Origin of the sequence: Flavobacterium sp. ZT3R18, from assembly GCF_007097385.1 — a bacterium.
In the GTDB taxonomy this organism is placed as follows: domain Bacteria; phylum Bacteroidota; class Bacteroidia; order Flavobacteriales; family Flavobacteriaceae; genus Flavobacterium.
On sequence record NZ_VJZS01000002.1, the window covers coordinates 97164 to 118128 of the forward strand.

Annotated in this window: 28 protein-coding genes; 9 read left to right on the plus strand and 19 right to left on the minus strand. The window is 31.9% G+C overall.

Annotated elements, in window-relative coordinates; translation table 11 throughout:
• Positions 1 to 407: 407 nt before the first annotated feature.
• From FNW52_RS02925 to FNW52_RS02995, 17 genes are all read right to left on the minus strand, one after another.
• On the minus strand, positions 408 to 1421 hold the full coding sequence (locus tag FNW52_RS02925) for a hypothetical protein (RefSeq protein WP_143375930.1): 1014 nt from the start codon (positions 1419 to 1421) through the stop codon (positions 408 to 410).
• A complete protein-coding gene (locus FNW52_RS02930) occupies positions 1408 to 1743 on the minus strand; it encodes a helix-turn-helix domain-containing protein (RefSeq protein WP_143375931.1) in 336 nt (111 codons plus the stop codon). The genes FNW52_RS02925 and FNW52_RS02930 overlap by 14 nt, the downstream gene beginning before the upstream one ends.
• A gap of 513 nt (positions 1744 to 2256) precedes the next feature.
• Positions 2257 to 3219 (minus strand): hypothetical protein, encoded by a 963-nt coding sequence (locus FNW52_RS02935; protein ID WP_143375932.1) that lies wholly within the window; start codon positions 3217 to 3219, stop codon positions 2257 to 2259.
• Positions 3220 to 3415: 196 nt separating this feature from the next.
• Positions 3416 to 3703 carry a helix-turn-helix domain-containing protein gene (locus tag FNW52_RS02940; protein WP_143375933.1) on the minus strand — a complete coding sequence of 96 codons (288 nt, stop codon included), beginning with the start codon at positions 3701 to 3703 and terminating at the stop codon, positions 3416 to 3418.
• Between the two features lie 3 nt (positions 3704 to 3706).
• Positions 3707 to 3832: a hypothetical protein gene (locus FNW52_RS21050; protein ID WP_255515468.1), complete on the minus strand. Its 126-nt coding sequence runs from the start codon at positions 3830 to 3832 to the stop codon at positions 3707 to 3709.
• 2 nt (positions 3833 to 3834) lie between these two features.
• Entirely contained in the window at positions 3835 to 4119 is a 285-nt protein-coding gene (locus FNW52_RS02945; protein WP_143375934.1) for a hypothetical protein, read from the minus strand.
• Complete coding sequence (locus FNW52_RS02950) at positions 4116 to 4448, minus strand: hypothetical protein (protein ID WP_143375935.1); 333 nt, start codon at positions 4446 to 4448, stop codon at positions 4116 to 4118. The genes FNW52_RS02945 and FNW52_RS02950 overlap by 4 nt, the downstream gene beginning before the upstream one ends.
• 143 nt (positions 4449 to 4591) lie before the next feature.
• On the minus strand, positions 4592 to 5206 hold the full coding sequence (locus FNW52_RS02955; protein WP_143375936.1) for a hypothetical protein: 615 nt from the start codon (positions 5204 to 5206) through the stop codon (positions 4592 to 4594).
• 5 nt (positions 5207 to 5211) lie between these two features.
• A complete protein-coding gene (locus tag FNW52_RS02960; RefSeq protein ID WP_143375937.1) occupies positions 5212 to 5514 on the minus strand; it encodes a hypothetical protein in 303 nt (100 codons plus the stop codon).
• Between the two features lie 94 nt (positions 5515 to 5608).
• Complete coding sequence (locus tag FNW52_RS02965; protein WP_143375938.1) at positions 5609 to 5890, minus strand: hypothetical protein; 282 nt, start codon at positions 5888 to 5890, stop codon at positions 5609 to 5611.
• A gap of 18 nt (positions 5891 to 5908) precedes the next feature.
• Positions 5909 to 6076 (minus strand): hypothetical protein, encoded by a 168-nt coding sequence (locus FNW52_RS20650; protein ID WP_185965905.1) that lies wholly within the window; start codon positions 6074 to 6076, stop codon positions 5909 to 5911.
• Between the two features lie 3 nt (positions 6077 to 6079).
• A complete protein-coding gene (locus tag FNW52_RS02970) occupies positions 6080 to 6430 on the minus strand; it encodes a hypothetical protein (RefSeq protein ID WP_143375939.1) in 351 nt (116 codons plus the stop codon).
• 13 nt (positions 6431 to 6443) lie between these two features.
• Positions 6444 to 6845, minus strand: coding sequence for a hypothetical protein (locus FNW52_RS02975; RefSeq protein WP_143375940.1), 402 nt, complete (start codon positions 6843 to 6845; stop codon positions 6444 to 6446).
• A 39-nt stretch (positions 6846 to 6884) separates the two neighbouring features.
• The gene (locus FNW52_RS02980; protein WP_143375941.1) at positions 6885 to 7103 is read right to left on the minus strand and encodes a hypothetical protein; all 219 of its coding nucleotides are present in this window, start codon (positions 7101 to 7103) and stop codon (positions 6885 to 6887) included.
• Positions 7104 to 7268: 165 nt separating this feature from the next.
• Positions 7269 to 7916 (minus strand): hypothetical protein, encoded by a 648-nt coding sequence (locus FNW52_RS02985; protein WP_143375942.1) that lies wholly within the window; start codon positions 7914 to 7916, stop codon positions 7269 to 7271.
• Between the two features lie 290 nt (positions 7917 to 8206).
• Positions 8207 to 8425, minus strand: a complete 219-nt coding sequence (locus FNW52_RS02990; RefSeq protein ID WP_143375943.1) for a hypothetical protein — start codon at positions 8423 to 8425, stop codon at positions 8207 to 8209.
• A gap of 219 nt (positions 8426 to 8644) precedes the next feature.
• The gene (locus tag FNW52_RS02995; RefSeq protein ID WP_143375944.1) at positions 8645 to 9838 is read right to left on the minus strand and encodes a site-specific integrase; all 1194 of its coding nucleotides are present in this window, start codon (positions 9836 to 9838) and stop codon (positions 8645 to 8647) included.
• A gap of 212 nt (positions 9839 to 10050) precedes the next feature.
• On the opposite strand from FNW52_RS02995, the gene FNW52_RS03000 reads away from it, so the two are divergent.
• Both FNW52_RS03000 and FNW52_RS03005 read left to right on the plus strand, forming a co-directional pair.
• Complete coding sequence (locus FNW52_RS03000; protein ID WP_143375945.1) at positions 10051 to 10656, plus strand: DUF4254 domain-containing protein; 606 nt, start codon at positions 10051 to 10053, stop codon at positions 10654 to 10656.
• Positions 10657 to 10701: 45 nt separating this feature from the next.
• Positions 10702 to 11700: a glycosyltransferase family 9 protein gene (locus tag FNW52_RS03005; RefSeq protein WP_143375946.1), complete on the plus strand. Its 999-nt coding sequence runs from the start codon at positions 10702 to 10704 to the stop codon at positions 11698 to 11700.
• Between the two features lie 114 nt (positions 11701 to 11814).
• On the opposite strand, the gene FNW52_RS03010 is transcribed toward FNW52_RS03005, so the two are convergent.
• Together FNW52_RS03010 and FNW52_RS03015 are read right to left on the minus strand one after the other, a co-directional pair.
• The gene (locus FNW52_RS03010) at positions 11815 to 12123 is read right to left on the minus strand and encodes a hypothetical protein (RefSeq protein WP_143375947.1); all 309 of its coding nucleotides are present in this window, start codon (positions 12121 to 12123) and stop codon (positions 11815 to 11817) included.
• 74 nt (positions 12124 to 12197) lie between these two features.
• Positions 12198 to 13250 carry a ferredoxin--NADP reductase gene (locus tag FNW52_RS03015; RefSeq protein WP_143375948.1) on the minus strand — a complete coding sequence of 351 codons (1053 nt, stop codon included), beginning with the start codon at positions 13248 to 13250 and terminating at the stop codon, positions 12198 to 12200.
• Between the two features lie 136 nt (positions 13251 to 13386).
• Between FNW52_RS03015 and FNW52_RS03020 the strand changes: the two genes are divergently transcribed.
• The 7 genes from FNW52_RS03020 to atpE all read left to right on the plus strand — a co-directional run bounded on the left by FNW52_RS03020 (position 13387) and on the right by atpE (position 20913).
• Positions 13387 to 14850, plus strand: a complete 1464-nt coding sequence (locus FNW52_RS03020; protein ID WP_143375949.1) for a DUF5687 family protein — start codon at positions 13387 to 13389, stop codon at positions 14848 to 14850.
• A gap of 63 nt (positions 14851 to 14913) precedes the next feature.
• Positions 14914 to 15609 (plus strand): ABC transporter ATP-binding protein, encoded by a 696-nt coding sequence (locus tag FNW52_RS03025; protein WP_143375950.1) that lies wholly within the window; start codon positions 14914 to 14916, stop codon positions 15607 to 15609.
• Between the two features lie 87 nt (positions 15610 to 15696).
• Positions 15697 to 18330 carry a lipopolysaccharide assembly protein LapB gene (locus FNW52_RS03030; RefSeq protein WP_143375951.1) on the plus strand — a complete coding sequence of 878 codons (2634 nt, stop codon included), beginning with the start codon at positions 15697 to 15699 and terminating at the stop codon, positions 18328 to 18330.
• Between the two features lie 2 nt (positions 18331 to 18332).
• Positions 18333 to 18719, plus strand: a complete 387-nt coding sequence (locus tag FNW52_RS03035; RefSeq protein ID WP_143375952.1) for a polymer-forming cytoskeletal protein — start codon at positions 18333 to 18335, stop codon at positions 18717 to 18719.
• Positions 18706 to 18936: an AtpZ/AtpI family protein gene (locus FNW52_RS03040; RefSeq protein ID WP_143375953.1), complete on the plus strand. Its 231-nt coding sequence runs from the start codon at positions 18706 to 18708 to the stop codon at positions 18934 to 18936. The genes FNW52_RS03035 and FNW52_RS03040 overlap by 14 nt, the downstream gene beginning before the upstream one ends.
• Before the next feature lie 528 nt (positions 18937 to 19464).
• Positions 19465 to 20619: a F0F1 ATP synthase subunit A gene (gene atpB, locus FNW52_RS03050; RefSeq protein ID WP_143375955.1), complete on the plus strand. Its 1155-nt coding sequence runs from the start codon at positions 19465 to 19467 to the stop codon at positions 20617 to 20619.
• 102 nt (positions 20620 to 20721) lie between these two features.
• Positions 20722 to 20913, plus strand: coding sequence for an ATP synthase F0 subunit C (gene atpE, locus FNW52_RS03055; protein WP_185965906.1), 192 nt, complete (start codon positions 20722 to 20724; stop codon positions 20911 to 20913).
• The last annotated feature ends 52 nt before the right edge of the window (positions 20914 to 20965 follow it).

Consider the following 20965-nt stretch of genomic DNA (forward strand, 5'->3'; position numbering starts at 1 on the left):
ACCCGACCCAATCCAATGCGAGCCAATGGACTGCTGAACCGTGGGAACTGGCAACCAATCGACTGCTGACCCGACCCAATCCAATGCGAGCCAATGGACTGCTGAACCGTGGGAACTGGCAACTAATCAACTGCTGAACCGACCCAATCCAGTGCGACCCGCTCCAGTTGTCCCTGTATTTTTGATTGACCTAAAAAAGTACGATATTATCGTAAAACCTCAAAAAATTTGCAAATATCAAAGCCATTGTAAAACCTCAAAAATTGACCTAAAAAAGGTGTTGTTTTATACTTATTTTCTACCAGTCGAAATAATATTTTTTTAAATTATTTAAAATCAACAAATTAAACTAAAAATAAAAAGTTCAAAGAATACTTTATAAACTATTTTTAACAGAAAAAACCGCCTTATTTTGGCGGTTCGTTTTCGAGGTTCTTTATTTTGCTGACAATCTCTTTCAAATGCTTATCATAGTCGCTTAATAGTTCTCTATTGCTTTTTTTTCGCAAAGGTATTTTAACATTTAAACCCCACTCATTAACTGACTTTTGCAAATCCCTTAATTTTTGTGTTTTCGTTGGTGGCTTTGGTTTAAATCCTTTGACTGTCAAAAGTCCGTTTTCAAAATCCTGCAAACATTCACAAATCAATAAACCCAAATATTTATTTATTGCGTTTTTGCCGTTGGTGGCTGTATAGTTGAATTTATCAAAAACCGCTTTTTGATTATTTGATAAAATCCAATAGTCTGTTTTTATGTACTCAATAAACAAATCAAAATCTTTGCCGTTGTATTGGTTTGCAAATTCTCTAATTTTCACAATCTCACTTAAATAGTATCTTACTAAATTGCTTCTATTATGTAGCTTTTTATCGACTTCAAAATAAAAGCGTATGCAATGTATTAAGTCGGTTTCATTGGGTGCGATTTGTTTTATTGTGCTTTTGTATTCTAAATTTTCAAAGTAAAAATCTTTGTCGTTGCCATTTTTAAAAACCATTTGACCGCTTCGCATCGGAATTTTACAAAATGTTTCTAGAATTATCTTTGCCACGTTATAGGCTTTGCCGTTTATAGTGATTTTGCCCTTTGTAGTGGTTAAATTTCGTTTTGATATGGAATTATAGCAAAGTCCTTTATTTGTCGCAAATAAACCGCTTATTTTCGTTTTCTTAAATCCCTGTTTTTGAAGTTCACGAATAGAAACACTTTTTTTAAGTGTTGGCTTTGGGTTCGCTCCTTTGGGTTTGGTAGCGTTTGGCTTATTTAAATCAATTAACTTTTGCAAATCGTACAATTTGCCGTTAAACCTTATTTTTCCGTTTGTAGTGGCTTTAATTTCACGCTTTGCGCTTTTGTGCCACGCTTTGCCCTCGTTTGTCAAATACAAACCTTTGACGTTGGTTTTATTTAATGCCATTGGTTCGCTCATTTTTTGCAGTTGTTAGATAACGCCAAACTGTAGCAGTGCTTTTGTTTAGCAACGTTGCTATTTCTTTGTATGTTTTGCCACTTACATACAAATCCAGTGCTTTAGAGTGTATTTGGTTTGTTTCTCTTAATTGTTTCCAGTTTTCGGCAATTTGCCACTTTTCAATTGTTCTAACAGGTGCGTTAATCAATTTACTAATTTCCTGCAGTGTTAAACCAATCAAATAATAACGCTTTGCACTGGCTTTGTCATCGAGTGTATAAGTTTTTCTTTGTTTGGTTTCGACTTGCTTTTTTTTTGCTTTTTTCATTATCAAGGTATTTTTGAATTTTAGGGTAATTAAAATGATATTAAAATGTTGTTAAGTTACGGTAAAAGGTAATTTTAGTATGGGTTTTACAATAGGGTACTTTTTGAAATATTTTTAATTTATTTTAGAATATACAACCCCCAATCAAAAAAACTCACTTTAGGAACGGCTTTGCAAGTGAAAAGGGCGTTTTTATATTGATTTAAGCACTTTTTTAAACTTTTTTAATTGATTTTCAGTGTTTTATACTTTATCAATCAATATTAAGCGTACTTTTTGAATTACCTTTGAAAAAACCGTAATTTTAGTACCTTATTTTACTGATTTTCGACCTTTTTTATATTTATTCCTTTTTAGGTTTTTTTGTTCCCTTTTGGTTACTGTTATTGTATTGCTTTTACTATGCTTAAAGCCTGTATAGCTTCCTATCGGAAGTTTACAACAAGCTACCAACAAAAAAAAGACGGAACTTATACGCTCCGTTGCAACAAATGTTTTTGTCAAATTGTATCATTATAAATTTATTTTATTGTTATATGATTGTTTTTCAGAATTGTATAGTTTTTCCCACTGGTAAAAAATCAAACTTTTGGTAGGCACAAAGTTTATTTTTTCGTTTTCCCAGTTCTCTATAAACCTTTTCAAAGTGTAATAAATCTTTATACTCATTGTATTGTTTTTGTATTGCTCAAAAATTCCGTTTAACACATCGGACTGACTTTTTTTATACAAAACTTTTGATAGTTCGATTTTTGAAACACTTGTTTTTTTGGGTGCAACTATTTCTACAAAAAAATTAAGTTTATCCCAATTATCAAAAAAAATCCGCTGCACTCGTTTTAAATTTGAATCTGTAAAAAAATCAATCAAAAAAGTTTTTTCTACTCTCTTATGTATGGTTTCAATTCTTATTATTTTAGTGTTTTTTGGCGGTTCTTTTCTATTATCTTTCATTTCGTGTATTTTGTCATAAACCTTGTAAACCAGTCTAAAGTCTTTATGATATTCCGTTATTTTTTGGCTTTCATTTTTAAATTTAGCATCAATATAAAATAGTTTTTCTTTGTCAAAATCGCCAATACTATAAACACTTTTTAACAATTCTTTTGGCTCAATATCAGTAATTATATTTAAACCGATTTCATAAAAATTAATCGCTGTATTGTTGGTTTCAAACCCTGTGTTTTCAATCAATTTTAATAGTGTTTCTTTGGCTTGGTACATCGTAAAACTATCGAAGTTATCCGTTTTTTTATTCCTTAAAGACGTGAAATATTTATGTAAACTTCCTTCAATTTTTAGGCTTTTATCGGTATCAATTTTTATAAACATACCACCGTTAAAATTTTTAGTTCGTTGGTTATGATAATGCTTTAAGCCGTTTGCATCATAGGACTGCAAACGGCTTGTTAATACTATTTTCTTTATCTCGCATTCTGATAGGTTTTTTTTTGAAAACCTTATTTTGTCAATCATTTTGTATCATTCGTTTTTTTACTACATTTGCAGTACTACAAAGGTTTATTCTTTGTAAGTGTTTCTAAGGCTATCCTTAAGTAAGATAGCCCAAAACCGCCCTTAAGTAAGGCGGTTTTTTTATTCCTGTAAGTAAGTGTTTCTATGGTTATCCTTAAGTAATCCGAGCCAAAACCGCCCTCAAATCGTTCGTGTTTCAGTTAATTCTACTTTGTAAAAAATACTCAATATCCGCACGCTTAAATAATAGTTTGCTGTACTTTTCAGACTTCATTTTTATAGGTTCTAAAAACCCCTTTTCTATGTAACTTTGGTACGTATTACGGCTACATTTCAACAACTCGCAAACCTCTTTAGGGGTTATAAACTCGCTTTTATCTTTTCCCTTTATTTCGAGCAAACTTTTAGCGATACTTTGCATTTGAGTTTTTAAATCCTTCCATTCTGCCAGTGGCACTGTGATAACTGCTATATTGGTATCCATTGTTTAAATAGGGTTTAAAGTAGGGTTAAACGAAAATCTAAAAACCACTTTGTTAAACATTTTAACTCTAATTTGTGCCGTTGCACCGCTCAAATTATATACTTTCTGTATGCTAAATATTACTTTCATTGTTATAGGTTTTCGAGGTTAGAAAATTCAACTTTTTTGTATTTCGCAAACGGTTTAAGTTTAGCGTTTTCGATACTGTTAAATGTGGTTTGCACCGATTTTATAGAATGGTAATCTTTATTAATGCTGTTCAAACTGGTATCAATTCCGATTTTCAACTCTTCAAAATTAAATTCGGGATTGTTGAAAATTGTGATTATTTGGGTATGCGTTCCGTTTTCTAATTCGATATTAGAAACTATTGCGTTTCTAAATCCCACTTGGTTTAATGCTATTTCTGTGTTCATTGCTTAAGTGTATCGATTTTAGAAAATATTTCTTTGTTTCCCTCTTTTTTGATTAACAAACTATCTAAAAAATCCATTTCATTACGTGGTAACATCTTTCGTGCAATTTGTGACAATCCCGCACAAGTGCCTAAATCTTGATTACTTCCTTGAAAACCGATAACCTCAATAGCGGTTAAAATTGTTGTTAAATCATCCACTATGTCAACAAAATCTACATAAGTGATTCTTTTGGTAACTTGACTGTTTGAATACTCGCTAAACTCTAAATGTTTTTCAATATCAATAAGTGCTTGTTTGTTGTATTCTTGAATAGGTTTTGCGTTCATTTTGTAAGTGTTTCTATTGGTTATTTTTGGGTTTTGTGGGTTGGTTCGTGGCTGTCTATTGGTTTGTTATTCCACGTATTGGCTTTGTGTTTTGCGCTCAAAATAGCGTTTTTATATTCGCATTCACTTTTATAGTTTGTGGTTTAAAATCTTTTAACTACTGTTTTGTTAATCACATTAGTTCCGTTTGTCCATACCATTAACTCCGTTAATTCTGTGTCACTACCTATTTTATTTTTTGTAGTTAATTGGTTTAAATCGTTGATAATTTGCACCAATTCATTAACTTTATTATACCCGTCTAGTTGGTTTTGGGTTTCAATATATAAAGAACAATTTTCCGTTATTCTTTCTATTATTTCGGGTTTTACCTCGATTTTATTTTCATTGCCTACAATGAAATACCCTAAATAAAAATGATAATCCTCTATCGTAGAGCGGTGTTGTTTATCGGATATAATTTTATTTATAAATTCGTCCGTTCCTGCGGGCTTTTCTATTAAATCAAATAGTTTTTCCGAATTCAACCTTAAGCCTCCAATGTTTAGTATTTCATCGGCTGTAATCTGTTTTGTGATAAAACTTTTAGGATTTTCCAACAATTCTATCAAGTCATTTTCTTGTAATGACTTCAAACCCAACTCCGCATATTTATCAACCAATTTTTGAAAGTATTCCTTTCTTGGTTCAAACATACGTAGCTCGTTTCTGATTTGTTGCTCGTTTCTACCTAATAATACCCTTTCAAAGTTTGCCATAGTTTTTATTTATTAGTGTTTTTATCTATATATTTGAAAAATTCCGTTATTTTTCGTTCCTTGTTTGCGTTGCTTTTTTTCATCGCTAAATCGTTTAAAAATGGCTTTAGATTTAATTCTAAATTCTTTTGTAGCTTTTGCCAAAACTCCGTTTTTTTAGCCGTATTAGTGTCCATTTTTCTACGTTCCAACATCTGTAAACCTTTTTGTACCGTGATGCTTTTAAAGTTGTCTTGTGTCTTCTCAAAATCTTTTAAAATTTCATCGCTAAAATCGGGAAGCATTGCTTCCATTTGTTTTATATTCATAATTAAATACTGTTTAATTTTGGTTGTAATCTTTTTTTAATTAGTGTCGTTTGTTCTACTGCTGTATTCATTCCTTTGCGTATTTGGCTAAAATTTATTTTTTATGGGTTGGGTTCTTAAGTTCATTTGTTGGGGTATTATTCCATACATTAGCCTTATGTTTTGCGCCCAAAATTGCGTTTTCATATTCGCATTCACTTTTATAGTTTCCTGCTATTTTATTACAAATTTGCAACTCGAAACGATCTAGATTTGCCTTTGCATTCGTCAATAACATTTCTTTGTCTTGAACGTCAAAAGCTAATGAATTAGCCAGTTTTGCGAGCCGTTTAGTAGCGTGGGTACGATTGTCTATAAATTCGCTCCAGTGTTTCATAAATTATTAGTATTTGGTTTAATTATCGTTAAATGTCGATTTTGCACTTTGGCATTTTGTTAAAATTAATCTCACTTTGTCAATATCTTTTTTTTTGACTTTTTCCGCTTCCAGTTCTTGTATTAGTTCCTGTACTTTGGTTTCAAAATCTTTCAATTTCAAATGTGTTTTTTCGTGTACTGTCATAAACTAGCAATTAAAAAGGGTTTCCTGTTTTGGTTTTGGTAGCTCAATTTTTTTGAGTAACAAAACGGTTAAATGTGTGTTCTTAAAATCAATTCTAGGGTATATTTTTTTTAGTATTTCTATAGTTTCCGCACGGCTGTAACCAGTGTCTAAATAACAAATGTAATCCGTCAAACTATCGATTTTTATAACTCCAACGCTCAAAATTTCTGCTTTGGCTTTGTATTTCTTTTGCAAGAAAATATGAAATTTATTTCCTTTAAAATGCTTTTGAGGGTTGTAAATCCTAATCGCTGTAAAACATTTACAGTCTAGTTTATTATTCCAGTTTGTCGAAAATTCAAGTTTTTCCATTTGCTAAAAAAATTTAAAGTTTTATTAGTTCTGTTAAATCGGCAGTTTTAGTTTGGTTTATAAAGCATTCCTGTAAACCTCCTAAAAATGCTGCTTTAAAATTTTCGGCAGTCTTTAGTGATTTGCATACATCTACAAATTGAAAACAAAAACAATCTATTTCTTTATTAAACCAATCCCAAAACACTTTTTCTTTGATTATACCTTTGCTATTTTTATGCGTGTTTTTGGCTTCCATCTTACAACCATACTCAAAGATTATTTTATTAAAATCCTCGTTTGTTAGTTGCATTAATTCTATTGCTTTGGTTCTAAATTCGCTTCGAGCTTGTAACATAAAATCTGAAAACAAAATTTTATTTCCTGTCTTTTCGATTTTACCCTCTACTATTTTGTAAGTTTCTAAAAATTCCATTTTATCGCTTTATTCTGTTAAGTGTTTCCTTTTTTTACTTTATGCACTTGCAACCGCTTGAAGTTTTGCGGTTGCTTTGCTCTTTTTCTTTTTGTAGTTCTCTAAATATTCGGCTGTTACCTCAATAATCCTTACATCTTCTTTAGTTTGTTTTCCGTTAAAAAAACCTTGAACCGTTGCATAATGTACACCGCTCAAATTTGCAATTTCTTTAATTGCACCAGTTGGCAACTGCTTTTTTATTTCTTGAATATTCATTATTTTTATTTTTTTAAATTGTTATTTTCAATATTTATTCTGCAAATATAAAGTTTCAATTACGAAATACAAACATTTTTAATAAAAAGTTTCAATTTTTGTTTTGAAACATTTTTACGTAAAAAAAGCGGTTGTTAAAACCGCTTTAAAAAAAATATTAAATATCTACAATTCAGTTAAATACTGAAAATCTTTCATTAAAATCTTTGTTGTTTTTTCATCAACACTATACCTAAATAAATCATCATAAATTTTTATATAATTATCGCCAAAATATAAATCTGCTACAATATAATTAATATTGTAGTCTTTGAAACTTGGGTAATTTATTTGACTTATGCAAGTTCTTACATTACTTACTATTTCATTTTTATTGTCTAATTCTTGAAATCCATTAAGAAAAGACAATAAAGTATTAATTTCTGAATAACTTAAATCTGTTAATGACTTTGGGGCATCTTCAACCTCTTTATCAATTAACTTTCCGAAATTATTTTCAATGATAATATATAACGGCTTTGAAAGTCTGTAAATATCTTTACTTGTTAATAATTTTTCATTATTTTTCGACAACAAAATAACGCATCTTTCGACTCGTTTTATTTCATCACTTAAAAATTTTATAAATGTTTCTTCCTCTAATTGTGAATCACTTAAATACTCAAAAAATTTATTTTCCGACTTAAATTTATAAATTTTTCTATCATAAATAACCTGTACATAAACTGGATATGTTTCTTTTCCGTTTTCTTTTTTGGGTTTTAAATTAGTGTTTAAATAATGTTTTACTGTGATTTTGCTTTGTTTACTCATTTTTTTGTTTTGTTAAGTGTTTCTGTAGTGCGAAAATAACAAAAAAAAAGATGTTTTTTTGTCATTAAATATCAATAATTTTAATATTTGTGTGGTGGGTATTAAAATTATTCATATTTAATTGTGTAAAATAACCACTCCAGTTTGGGCGGTGGGTTTGTGGGTGGCGAATCTAAAAAAGTATAATAAAAAACCGCTCCAGTTGGTGCGGTTCTTTTGGCTAAATATTTGTGTATTTATCCAGTTTTTAATTATAAATAAAATCCGTTTTGGTGTGTGGTTTCGTTTTTTTATTCCAGTTTGGCAAGTTCTTTTAATTGCTTTTCTATCGGTTCGCTCAATGCGTTGTATAGCGTGCTTTTACTTATGTAGTATTTTGGGTAAATGTAATTTCGCCAAATTACTGTAAGTGGTATGTCTTGTGTGTTATGGTTTTGATACTCGTTTACTATTTCTTTGTATCGTAAAAGTTTGTTTTTTAACGCTCCCTGTTGTCTTGTTAGTGCCATTTGTAAAAGTTTATACGGCAAATTTAAAAACTCTAAAAATACTTTGCAAGGCGATTTTTTTGCTTACAATTTGTTGCAAAAAACTATAAAAGCATACATAAACCAACTGGCACAAACCAATATACAAACGGGTGGCGAAATAATTAACGATAAGGTTATACTTGCAACAAGCCAGTAAAAAAGTGTGGTGGGGGTGTATTTGTATTTTTTCATAACTGGTTAAAAGTTTACCGCTAATAGTTCCTTTTCTATGGTACTATCCATTATATGCCCGTAAATTTGAGTAGTGGCAAGATTTCTATGCCCTAATAATTTTTGTACGGTAGTTATTGAAACGCCTTTGTAAAGTAAGTATGTAGCGGTTGTATGCCGTGCCGTGTGAAAGGTTACTTTTTTTTCAATCTTTGCCAGTTCACAAATTTTTAGTAATACTTTGTTTATTTGTTGGTTAGTTAAATAATTGAAACAAAAAACGCTTTGAAACGAGAAGTATTTATTTACTATCTCAATGGGTTTGCCATTGAAAATTGCAAATATTGGCAATCGTATGGTATCGCCTGTTTTTTCCATTTTCTTTACTAAATATTTATTTCCCTCTATGGTTTCAAAATCTGTTTTTTGCAAACTTATTACATCGCTATATCTTAATCCTGTGTAGGTGGCAAACAAAAATAAGTCTTTTGCATATTGGTATTTTTGGTTTTCGCCTGTGAGTTCCACGTTCTCAAATAACTCTATTTCGGTGGGGTTCAAAAATACTTTTTCGGTTGGTTCTAACTTAATTTTAAACTTTCTGAATGGGTACGTTTCATAAGACATCAAATTTTTGTTAATCGCTAAATTGACAAAGATTTTAATGTTTGAAAAATATTTATATATCGTGTTATGTCTTAATTTTTTCTTGCATTTGCCATCAAAAGACAAAGTTTGTTTTTCGCAAAATCGGTTAAAATCGTGCAAAAATTCAAAGGTAATTTCATTAAAATCAATTTCGTTTTTAAATTGCTTTAATCGTTTTAGTGTACTGCGTTGGTTGTTTTTTGTGGCGTTGTTGTAGTTTCCGTTTTTAATTTCATTTTCGCAAAAGTCCGTAAAATTAAATTTTTGTTTTGGCTTAAAAAAGTCATCCAACATCGATAAACTAAACGGCTTATTTTGGTTTATCAAATCCAGTTCAAAGTTTTCTAAATTTCGCAAAGTTTCTGAAATTTGCTTATTTAGTTTAATTCCGTTTGCAAAATCGGTTTTTATTGTCTTGTTTTTGTAGTGCCAGTATTGTGGTTCTAAATAAATATTTGTACTAAAATATTTTTTACGACCGTTCAAATAACATTCTATTTGAATCAAACCTTTGCCCTGTGGGTTCAGTTTATTTTTACGGTTAAAAACCGTGTTGAATTTAGTTTTATTCATGTAAGTAAGTGTTTCTTACTGCAAACCTACAAATAAAAAATCAATATCGTTGGTAGAAAACTGGTATCAATTCTATTGATTAAATTTGATAAATATATTAATCAATATTTGATTAAACCCTTATTCTATAAGGGTTTTGACAAAAAAGTGTTTGTTAATTTACATAGTTTAAAATATAAAAAGTATCTTTGTATCACAAAAATGATAAAGATATGTTTTCTAAATTAGCTTATTCTGTTTTCGAACAAAGTATAAAAGATTATCACCAGTTTGATAATGTAGATCAACCCATAAACAATCCTTTCCCAAAAGAGAAATTTGAACATTTATTGTATTTAAAAAACTGGATTGACACCGTACAATGGCATTTTGAAGACATCATTCGTGATCCAAATATTGATCCTGTAGCCGCTTTGACCTTAAAAAGAAGAATCGACGCTTCGAATCAGGAACGTACCGATATGGTAGAATATATCGACGGTTATTTTCTTCAAAAATACAGTCATGCAGTGGTTAAAGAGAATGCTAAAATCAATTCTGAAAGTCCTGCTTGGGCTTTTGACAGATTGTCTATTTTGGCGCTAAAAATTTACCACATGAATGAAGAAGCGACTCGTACCGAAGCTTCACAAGATCACAGAGACAAATGTCAAGCCAAATTGAACATCCTTTTAGAACAAAGATCGGATTTGTCAACGGCAATTGATGATTTATTGACAGACATCGAAAATGGAGATAAATTCATGAAAGTGTACAAACAAATGAAAATGTACAACGACGATGATTTGAATCCCGTTTTGTATCAAAACAAAAAATAATTTTTGGCAACAATTTTGTCCCCAAAAATTAAACATATAGCCGTCATGAGACTTTCCGCAATGGGAGATGTCGCCATGACGGTTCCTGTTTTACGGGCTTTTGTAAATCAGTATCCAGAAGTAAAAATTACGGTAGTTTCCAGACCTTTTTTCAAACCTTTTTTTGATGGAATTCCCAATCTTTCTTTTTTTGCTTTCGATGAAAAAGAAAGACACAAAGGATTCCTAGGGCTATGCCGATTATTTCAAGATTTAAATAAGTTGAATATTGATGCTTTTGCCGATTTGCATAATGTCCTGCGTTCTAAAATCGTGAGAACACTTTTTGCTTTAAGCGGAAAAAATACAGCTTCAGTAGACAAAGGAAGAGATGAGAAAAAAGCTCTGACCCGTCCCGAAAATAAAGTCTTCAAACCATTGACTACCATGTTCGAAAGACACATCAAAGTGTTCGAACAACTTGGTTTTGCTGTGAATTTATCCAATCCAATATTTCCTAAAAAAGCCATTTTAGACTCCGATATTCTCAAAATTATTGGCAATTCGCAACAAAAATTGATTGGAATTGCCCCTTTTGCACAATACGATTCCAAAGTCTATCCTCTGGACTTAATGCAAGAAGTAATAGACACTTTGGCATTAGATCCAAACAATACCATTTTGCTTTTTGGTGGCGGAAAAAAAGAAATCGAAATTCTAAATACGCTAAGTTCTGGTAAAGATAATGTCATCAATATGGCTGGAAAAATCAAGTTTCAACAAGAGTTGCAACTCATCAGTAATCTGGATGTGATGCTTTCTATGGATTCCGGGAATGCCCATATTGCGGCAATGTTGGGTGTAAAAGTAATCACTCTTTGGGGCGCAACACATCCGTATGCTGGTTTTTCTCCTTTCAATCAAACCTTTAAAAATGCCTTGGTTTCCGATAGCCATTTGTATCCAAAATTACCAACATCCGTTTATGGTAACAAAAAAGTAGAAGGGTATGAAGATGTGATGAGAACGATTGCTGTTGAGAAAGTGGTTAATCTTGTTTTATAGTTTTTGCTTCGTTCCGATAATTATCGGAACGAAGCAATCACACTAACAGTAAGCTATGTAAATTATTGAAATAGATATACGATATGAGATTGCTTCGTTCCTCGCAATGACGAACTACAAATAAATCTTCTCATCCTTACATCTTCCATAAATATATCGTTTCAAATTCGAAATGGTTTCTTGATAATCGGGGGCTTCATATCCAAAACGATCGTGTTCCATTTGTTCTTTTTCGATAGCGTTGCAGCCTTTTATAACTTCTTTGAGCATATCGAGCATGGCAAGCTCTTTATTGTCATTTTTTTGAAATTTGAACTCAACGATTTCATCTTGCAATTCCTCACAATACTCCAATAGTTTCGCCACTTCGGGTTCGTCCAAAAGATATTCTTTTCCTTTAAAAATTTCTCGTGTTGATTTCATATAAAAAAATAGTTTTCAGTTTTCAGTCGCGAAAAACTGTAAATTGAGACTGTAAACTGAGACTCAAAACTCTTCTAAACATCGTCATAATCAACTCGTAAACTAGCCGAAGTAGGATGCGCTTGACAAGTCAGGATTAAACCTTCTTCAATTTCGCTATCGGTAAGGATAGAATTTTTCTTCATTATCGCTGTTCCAGAAGTTACACGAGCCAAACAACTGCTACAAATACCGCCTTGACAGGAATAAGGTGCGTCAATTCCTTGTTTTAGGGATGCTTCAAGAATGGTTTGTTTTTGTGACATTTCAAAAGTTGTTTCCTCATCATCTACCATAACGGTAATTTTTGAATGTCCAACTAACGCTTCTTGAATAGTATTTTCATGCGAAGAGGCCTTAAATAGTTCGAATTTTATAGCCGATTCTTTAACGTTTTTTTCTTTCAAAACACCAGAAACCGTATTGATCATTTCTTCAGGGCCACACAGATAGAATTTTTCAAAATCCAATGCTGAGTGTTTGGTATTCAAGACAAAATTTACTGCAGATTTGTCAATTCTACCAAACAATGCGTTTTCCACATTAGCTTGACTGTAAACATAATGCACAAAAAGGCGACCCACATATTGAGATTGTAAATCGTGCAATTCGTGATGAAAAATGGTTTCTTCAGGAGATTTGTTTCCATAAGCTAGAACAAAAGAACTTTTTGGCTCGCTTTTCAAAACCGATTTTATGATCGATAAAACGGGAGTAATTCCGCTACCCGCTACAAAAGCAATATAATTTTTTTGACGGTCTATTTCAGGTTCAAAAGTAAATTTCCCTTCTGGTTTTCCTACTTCAAGGACATCGCCAGCTTTTAATTTCGTGTTAGCAAATTGAGAAAAAGCACCATTTTTTACGGCTTTTACCGCAATTCGTAATTCCCCACTTGTAGGAGCAGAACAAATAGAATAGGCACGACGAATCTCGGTATTGTCTAAAGTCAGGCGTAAATTAATATATTGACCAGCTATAAAAGTATAATTCGATTTTAATTCTTCGGGTACATTAAAAAGTATTGAAACAGCGTCTTTGGTTTCACGTTTTACTTCTTTTACAATCAGTTTTAGGAAGGATGGCATAGGAATATTTTTTTTACAAAAGTAATAAAACTATTTAGGATTGAAAGAATTTGATCCCATTCAAGTTTGAATTTGATTTATTTCTGTAACGTTTTCTTACATCGATATACTTACTTACAGAACCAAAACAACAACCATGTTTACAAAATTTATTTACCTCGAGTGGAAATCTTTCTCTAGATCTGCTTCTTTCGCATCGAATTTGGCCTTGAAAATTTTAATGGGATTTCTAGTCCTTTATTTTGCCGTAGCTTTTTTAGCTTTAGGAGTAGGGGCTTTTTATATTCTTAAGGAAATGAAATTGGATCCATTAGTAACCATAAACAAGTTCCTGATGTATTACTTTGTGATGGATTTGATTGTTCGGCTTTTGCTGCAAGCGATTCCAGTGATGAACATTCGCCCATTGTTGACCATGCCTTTCAAAAAGTCAACCATTGTACATTTTTCGTTGGGGAAAACGATGTTGTCTTTTTTTAATGTGGTACATGCGTTTTTCTTTCTTCCTTTTTGTGCAGCTTTAATTTACGAAGGCTATGATGCAGTCTCTGTTTTGCTTTGGGGAATGGCTCTTTTTTCTTTAGTGTATTGCAATAATTTTTTGAATGTTTTATTGAATAACAAAGACAACTTATTGGGTATTTTCATTACTGTTGCACTGATTTTGGCAGGATGTCAATATTATAAATTCTTTGATATTACGAATTATACCTATCCGTTTTTTGAAGCATTATTTCATACCAAATGGCTTTTCGCACTTCCTGTTTTAGTATTGACAGGATTGTATTATTGGACGTACAATTATCTAAAAGACGATTTGTATCTAGATGCAGGATTATCTGCTAAAAACGACATTGCCAAAACGGAACAGTTAACTTGGTTGAACCAATTTGGAACACTGGGAACGTTTTTAAAAAATGACATTAAATTAATCAAAAGAAACAAACGTTCTAAAACGACAATTGGATTAAGTGTTATGTTCATGTTTTACGGACTATTATTTTTCAATAGTAATTCGCATCAACCTCCAGTGATGCAAATTGTTGCGGGTATTATTGTGTCAGGTGGATTTTTAATGACTTTTGGTCAGTTTGTACCCAGTTGGGATAGTGCTTATTATCAACTTATGATGACACAGAACATTCCATACAAAGGATATTTGAATTCAAAATGGTGGCTGATGGTTATTGCTACAGTAGTTTCGACCATCATTGCTTCGTTTTACTTATATTTTGGATGGTCTGTTTACTTAATTATAGTTGTTGGATCCATTTATAATATAGGAGTCAATTCCTCATTAGTATTATTAGGAGGAGCTTTTACCAAAACCCCGATTGATTTGAGTTCTGGCAAAGGTGCTTTTGGAGACAAAAAAGCATTTAATGTAAAAACAATGCTTATTACCATCCCGCAATTGATTTTGCCTGTAGCATTATATGGGTTGGGTACCTATTTGATGAATGCGAACTTAGGTTTAGCACTCGTTGCTAGTGTTGGTGTTCTAGGTTTTGCCCTAAAAAATAAAGCTTTTGTATTTATAGAAAAAATTTATAAAAAGGAGAAATACAAAACCATTGAAGCCTATAAACAAAAAGGATGATTAGTAAAGACGTTGCACTGTAACGTCTCTGCCAAAATCTTAAATCTTAAATCTAAAATTATCATGATACAAGTAAATAATCTTTCCAAAAAATACAACGGGACTACCGTATTAAATATAGAATCATTAGAAATTCCAAAAGGACAAAGTTTTGGACTGGTGGGCAATAACGGAGCCGGAAAAACAACTTTTTTCAGTTTGTTGTTGGATTTAATTCAGCCTACAACGGGTAATATCATAAACAATGATGTTCAAGTAAATAGCAGTGAGGCATGGAAACCCTTTACGGCTTCGTTTCTAGACGAGAGTTTCCTAATTGGATATTTAACACCCGAAGAATATTTTTATTTCATTGGAGATTTAAGAGGTCAAAACAAAGCCGATGTAGATGTGCTACTGGCTCAACACGAAGAATTTTTTAATGGGGAAATCCTTAAAAACAAAAAATACTTACGCGATTTATCCAAAGGAAATCAAAAGAAAGTGGGGATCATTGCTACTTTGATAGGGAATCCCGAAGTAATTATTTTAGATGAACCTTTTGCCAATTTAGATCCCACAACGGTAAATAGATTGAAAAAAATCATCAAAGAATTGGCAGACAACCCAAACATTACAGTACTTGTTTCCAGTCATGATTTACAGCATACCGTTGATGTTTGTGATAGAATTGTAGCGCTTAATAAAGGGGAATTGGTCAAAGATATGCCAACTTCAAAAGAGACGTTACAAGAATTAGAATTGTTTTTTGCGGTTTAAATTTATATATTTCAAAAAGAAACGTATTTTTACCAGGCATTATACTAAAATACTTTTTTTAAAGTTTAATGACCTAAACGTTTACCCTTGAATAGCAATACACCAAAATATATTTTAGCTGTACTATTTTTATCTTTCTTGATAGCTTGTTCTACCAAGAAAGATACTTTTTTGGCTAGAAATTCCCACGCCCTAAGTACAAAATTGAATATTTTATATAATGGGCAAATTGCATTAGATAAAGGCGTTAAAGGAATAAAAGATAATTCACCCGAAAATTTTTGGAAACGCCTACCTGTAGAGAAAATGCAGGTCAGTGATGATTTGCCAGTTGACGGAAAATCCAAAAATGCCGATTTTGAACTTGCCGAAGCCAAAGCGACCAAAGCCATTCAAAAACATTCCATGAATATTGATGGAAGGGAAAAAAATTACCAAATAGACGAAGCCTATCTATTACTGGGAAAAGCGAGGTATTATGACCAAAGATTTATTCCTGCTCTAGACGCTTTCAATTACATTCTTTACAAATACCCCAACAGCAGCAATAATTATGAAGCTAGAATTTGGCGTGAAAAAACAAATATTCGCTTAGGAAATGATGCTGCAGCGATACGAAACACCTCTAAACTTATTAAAGATAATGAGTTAAGTAATCAGGAATTTGCTGATGCGAATGCCATTTTAGCCAGTGCATTTTTGAATATTGAAGAAAAAGACAGTGCAATTGTAAAATTAAAATTGGCCAATAAAAAAACGAAACGCAATGAAGATAAAGAACGGTATTCGTTTTTATTAGGACAATTGTATGAAGAATCAGTGCAAAAGGACAGTGCCATTTATTTTTATCAAACCGTTATTGATATGAATAGAAAAGCCGAAAGAAAGTTTGTTATTCAGGCTTACGCCAAAAAAGCGAAGCTCAATAATTATAAAAACGAGGACTATGATTTATTTGTCGAAAAATCTAAAAAGATTATGAAGGACAGAGAAAACAGACCCTACTTGGATGTGATTTATCATAACATTGGAATTTTTTATGATAACAATAAGGACAAAAAAATGGCATTAGACTTTTATAAAGCCTCTTTAGAAACCAAATCTACAGACCCTTACTTGAATGCCTCCAATTATAGAAATATAGGGAATATGTATTTCAAAGATGCCGATTACCTTAATGCAGCAAAAAATTACGACCAGTGTTTGGCATTATTAGATGTGAAATCTAGAGAATTTCTAAAGATTCAAAAAACCAGAAAAGACCTCGATGAAGTCATATTAGATGAAGCTATTGCTAAAAGGAATGATAGTATTATTTATGTGGCTGCATTAAAAGAGCCAGAGCAAATTGTTTATTACGAAAACTATATTCAGAAATTAAAGAGTAGGGACGAACTTAAAAAACTACTTGAGGATAAACAAAAAAAGATAGAAAACAACATTGCGTTAAACAGTGCTTTGAATGTGCCAGATGGAACTATTTCTAATATAATTCCTGGAATGCCTAATACGGGAAAAGGAGTTACACCGCCAGATAATGGCAATCCAACAGTTAAGGAAAAGGTAAACACTTTCTATTTTTATAATCCCAATGCGGTAGCTTACGGAAAGTTAGAGTTCAAAAAAAGATGGGGAAACCGAACTCAAGTCGGCTATTGGAGAGTGTCGGCAACAGCTGGTTCAGCGACAGATAATAATCCTGAAGCAAAGAAAACCGATACTACAACAGTTGCCAAAACAGCTCTAGTTGTGGTAAACGAAAAATATACTACGGAGTATTATATGAAACAACTTCCAAAATCACAAACGGTTATTGACAGCCTCGTCAAAGAAAGGAATTTGACTTATTATAAACTTGGAGTTACATATAAAGAAAAATTCAAAGAATATAATTTGGCTAGCACAAAACTGGAACAATTATTAGCCTACAATCCAGAAGAAAAATTGATACTTCCTACAAAGTATAATTTATATAAAATCTATCAAATCACGAATAGTGCAAAAGCAGAAGCGCTTAAAAATGAAATAACGACTCAATATCCTAATTCACGTTATGCAAACATCGTAAACAATTCGAGTTCACTTAACGAAACACAACAAGACACACCCGAAGGCGAGTATATAAAATTGTATAGATTGTATGAAGAGGAATATTTTGCATCGGTATTAAAACAAGTAGAGGGTTTGATAAGTGATTTTTCTGGAGATCCGATAGTTTCAAAATTCGAATTACTAAAAGCCTATACCATTGGAAAACGGTATGGACTTGAAGCTTATAAAAGCGCCATACAGTATGTAGCCGATAATTACGCTACTACTGAAGAAGGGAAAAATGCAATCGAAATTCTTAAAACCCAAATTCCGCTTTTGGAACAAATGAATTTTAGTACAGCGGATTCGAAGAATTGGAAGGTTATTTTTAGAATTGCCAATAATGACGAGAAAAGTGCTGCAGCAATAGAGAGTAAATTAGCGTTATTTTTCGCCAATGAAAATGTTGAAAAGTTAAAATACACTTGTGATTCATACACCGAAAAAGAAAGTTTTATTTCGATTCATGGAATACATACAGAGTCTTACGCAAAATTTGTAGCGGCCCTTTTGGTGGAAAACATAAAATACAAAATAAATCAGCCGGGAATTATTATTTCTAATGAAAACTACAAAATTATTCAAATCAAAAAAAATCTGGAAGCCTATCTTTCACTTAAAAAACTGTAATTATGTTTGATAAAAAAACGAAATCTTTAACCGATGTTTTAGGGAAAACCAATAGAATTGTTGAGGAAACCATAATCAAGGGAGATATTATTTCGCAAGCTGATTTCAGACTAGACGGAGCGCTTATTGGTAATTTTTCTTCGAAGGGGAAGTTAGTAATAGGTCCTGCTGGAAGTGTGATAGGAGAAATAATTTGTCAAAATGCAGACATAGAAGGTAGATTTGAAGGGAAATTGAAGATTGAAGATACTTTAAACATAAAAGCATCAGCCATTATTATTGGCGATGTTACTGTTGGGAAATTATCCGTAGAACCGGGAGCCGTTTTTAGTGCAACCTGTATCATGAAACCCAATGCTACACAAGGAGCTGCAAATGACAACGAATAATGACCCAAAGAAAAACAACTATACCAAATGGTTGGCCTTAATTAATATCCCAATCCAAATGGGAGTTATTATTTTCTTGTTTTCCTATCTAGGAAATTGGTTAGACGACAATCATCCCAGTACAAAAGTGTATTATGTAAAAATATTGGTGATGGTAGGTGTTTTTTTGGCTTTATATAATGTCATCCGACAAGTAAACGAAATCAATAAAAAGTAACAATATACAACAACAATGAATTTTAAAAAGTTCTTACCCTTTCTAACTTTATTACCTCTTGTCCTTATAATTTATACAATCCATAAAGTTATTTTTTATGTTTTAAATATAGATACTAACACATTCCATTATTCTTTAGAAGTACTTTACTTATTTTTCTTTCTTTTATCCACGGTTATTTTTAAAATATTATTGATGGTGAAAGAAAAAAGTTTTGATAATGTGGGGATGTCGTTTCTCTTGGCTACAAGTGTCAAAATGATTTTTTGTTATCTGATAGTAAGGCCATTATTGCATGTCCCAAAGCCCAATAGCCCAATAGAACGAGTAAACTTTTTTGTCTTGTTTATTGTGTTTTTAGCAATTGAAACACTTTTTACAATACGATTAGTCAACGAAAAAGAGTAAATTGACGACAAGTGATAAAAATGTTTGAAAAATTTAATTTTATATGCTTTTGAGTATTAATAAAAAATGTACATTTGCACCAAATTTTAGAATCGTAAAAAATTTAGATATTTAACAGATATGGTGATTTCAAACAAGGCACTTAGTTTTATTATAGCGACTTTCGTAGTATGTCTTCCTTTTACTAGTTTTGCAAATCCTGAAACGGATACCACAAGTACTCAAACTGTAGCTACACATGAAGTAGCAAAATCTGCTCATGAAGCACATGCAGAACCAACAGATGTGAAGTCTAAAGTTAAAGCATTTATCAAACACCACGTATTAGACTCTCATGAATTTTCTTTTTTTCAAGATGATGAAACAGGAGTGCATTACGGTTTTTCATTACCAGTTATTATTTGGGATAATGGATTTCAAATTTTCTCTTCTTCAAAATTTGAACATGGAGAAGCGGTAGCAGAATCAAACGGGAATTTCTACAAAATAAACCACCACGACGGAAAAATTTATAAAACCGATGCGGCTGGAACAATCACTGAAGATGAAAAAACAGGATTTGTAACCAATGTTCGTCCTCTAGATTTGTCGATCACAAAATCAGTATTGTCTATAATGATAGCGGCACTTTTGATGTTCGTACTGTTTACAGGCTTGGCAAAATCGTATACTAAAAATGGAGGTATTGCTTCTGGTGCTGGTCGTATTTTTGAGCCAGTTGTTTTGTTTATTCGTGACGAGATTGCTATTCCGAATATTGGAGAAAAGCATTATAAAAAATACATGAGTTACTTGTTAACTATATTTTTCTTTATTTTATTCTTGAATATTTTTGGATTGATGCCATTTGGAATCAATGTTACAGGAAACCTTACTATTACATTTTCGTTAGCGATACTTACTTTTTTAATTACGAATCTTACTGCTAACAAAAATTATTGGGGACATATTTTCTGGATGCCAGGTGTGCCAAAACCAATGCGTATCGTATTGGCACCAATCGAATTGTTAGGAGTTCTTATTAAACCGTTTTCATTAATGATACGTTTGTACGCAAATATTTTTGCAGGACATATTGTTTTGATGAGTATTATCGGTTTAATGTTTATCTTTAAAAGTTGGTTAGGAAGCAGTTTGTCGTTTGGATTGTCATTTATGCTTTCTATTCTTGAAATATTAGTTGCGTTTTTACAAGCGTATATTTTCACCTTGCTTTCTGCTTTGTATTTCGGTATGGCAGTAGAAGAGCATCATCATGAGGAAGCTCATCACTAAAATTTAGATTTCAGATGTCAGATGGCAGATTTTCAAAATCTAAAATCTAAGGTCTACAATCTAAAATTAAATTTGAATGTTTAATTTTTAATTATATATATTATGGAAATTCCACAAATCGTAGGAGCAGGATTGATCGTTATCGGAGCAGGATTAGGTATTGGTAGAATTGGTGGTTCAGCAATGGACGCTATTGCTCGTCAACCAGAAGCTTCTGGAAAAATCCAAACTGCAATGCTTATTGCAGCTGCACTTATTGAAGGTATTGGTTTTGCTGCGTTATTCGCATCTTAATTAAAACTAAAAAGACAATAGTTACAACGGTTGGTTGTAGCTATTGTTTTAA

Coding starts and splice junctions, on each gene's coding strand:
- FNW52_RS02925 (WP_143375930.1), bottom strand. CDS start 1,421: ATGGCATTAAATAAAACCAACGTCAAAGGTTTGTATTTGACAAACGAG.
- FNW52_RS02930 (WP_143375931.1), bottom strand. CDS start 1,743: ATGAAAAAAGCAAAAAAAAAGCAAGTCGAAACCAAACAAAGAAAAACT.
- FNW52_RS02935 (WP_143375932.1), bottom strand. CDS start 3,219: ATGATTGACAAAATAAGGTTTTCAAAAAAAAACCTATCAGAATGCGAG.
- FNW52_RS02940 (WP_143375933.1), bottom strand. CDS start 3,703: ATGGATACCAATATAGCAGTTATCACAGTGCCACTGGCAGAATGGAAG.
- FNW52_RS21050 (WP_255515468.1), bottom strand. CDS start 3,832: ATGAAAGTAATATTTAGCATACAGAAAGTATATAATTTGAGCGGTGCA.
- FNW52_RS02945 (WP_143375934.1), bottom strand. CDS start 4,119: ATGAACACAGAAATAGCATTAAACCAAGTGGGATTTAGAAACGCAATA.
- FNW52_RS02950 (WP_143375935.1), bottom strand. CDS start 4,448: ATGAACGCAAAACCTATTCAAGAATACAACAAACAAGCACTTATTGAT.
- FNW52_RS02955 (WP_143375936.1), bottom strand. CDS start 5,206: ATGGCAAACTTTGAAAGGGTATTATTAGGTAGAAACGAGCAACAAATC.
- FNW52_RS02960 (WP_143375937.1), bottom strand. CDS start 5,514: ATGAATATAAAACAAATGGAAGCAATGCTTCCCGATTTTAGCGATGAA.
- FNW52_RS02965 (WP_143375938.1), bottom strand. CDS start 5,890: ATGAAACACTGGAGCGAATTTATAGACAATCGTACCCACGCTACTAAA.
- FNW52_RS20650 (WP_185965905.1), bottom strand. CDS start 6,076: ATGACAGTACACGAAAAAACACATTTGAAATTGAAAGATTTTGAAACC.
- FNW52_RS02970 (WP_143375939.1), bottom strand. CDS start 6,430: ATGGAAAAACTTGAATTTTCGACAAACTGGAATAATAAACTAGACTGT.
- FNW52_RS02975 (WP_143375940.1), bottom strand. CDS start 6,845: ATGGAATTTTTAGAAACTTACAAAATAGTAGAGGGTAAAATCGAAAAG.
- FNW52_RS02980 (WP_143375941.1), bottom strand. CDS start 7,103: ATGAATATTCAAGAAATAAAAAAGCAGTTGCCAACTGGTGCAATTAAA.
- FNW52_RS02985 (WP_143375942.1), bottom strand. CDS start 7,916: ATGAGTAAACAAAGCAAAATCACAGTAAAACATTATTTAAACACTAAT.
- FNW52_RS02990 (WP_143375943.1), bottom strand. CDS start 8,425: ATGGCACTAACAAGACAACAGGGAGCGTTAAAAAACAAACTTTTACGA.
- FNW52_RS02995 (WP_143375944.1), bottom strand. CDS start 9,838: ATGAATAAAACTAAATTCAACACGGTTTTTAACCGTAAAAATAAACTG.
- FNW52_RS03000 (WP_143375945.1), top strand. CDS start 10,051: ATGTTTTCTAAATTAGCTTATTCTGTTTTCGAACAAAGTATAAAAGAT.
- FNW52_RS03005 (WP_143375946.1), top strand. CDS start 10,702: ATGAGACTTTCCGCAATGGGAGATGTCGCCATGACGGTTCCTGTTTTA.
- FNW52_RS03010 (WP_143375947.1), bottom strand. CDS start 12,123: ATGAAATCAACACGAGAAATTTTTAAAGGAAAAGAATATCTTTTGGAC.
- FNW52_RS03015 (WP_143375948.1), bottom strand. CDS start 13,250: ATGCCATCCTTCCTAAAACTGATTGTAAAAGAAGTAAAACGTGAAACC.
- FNW52_RS03020 (WP_143375949.1), top strand. CDS start 13,387: ATGTTTACAAAATTTATTTACCTCGAGTGGAAATCTTTCTCTAGATCT.
- FNW52_RS03025 (WP_143375950.1), top strand. CDS start 14,914: ATGATACAAGTAAATAATCTTTCCAAAAAATACAACGGGACTACCGTA.
- FNW52_RS03035 (WP_143375952.1), top strand. CDS start 18,333: ATGTTTGATAAAAAAACGAAATCTTTAACCGATGTTTTAGGGAAAACC.
- FNW52_RS03040 (WP_143375953.1), top strand. CDS start 18,706: ATGACAACGAATAATGACCCAAAGAAAAACAACTATACCAAATGGTTG.
- atpB (WP_143375955.1), top strand. CDS start 19,465: ATGGTGATTTCAAACAAGGCACTTAGTTTTATTATAGCGACTTTCGTA.
- atpE (WP_185965906.1), top strand. CDS start 20,722: ATGGAAATTCCACAAATCGTAGGAGCAGGATTGATCGTTATCGGAGCA.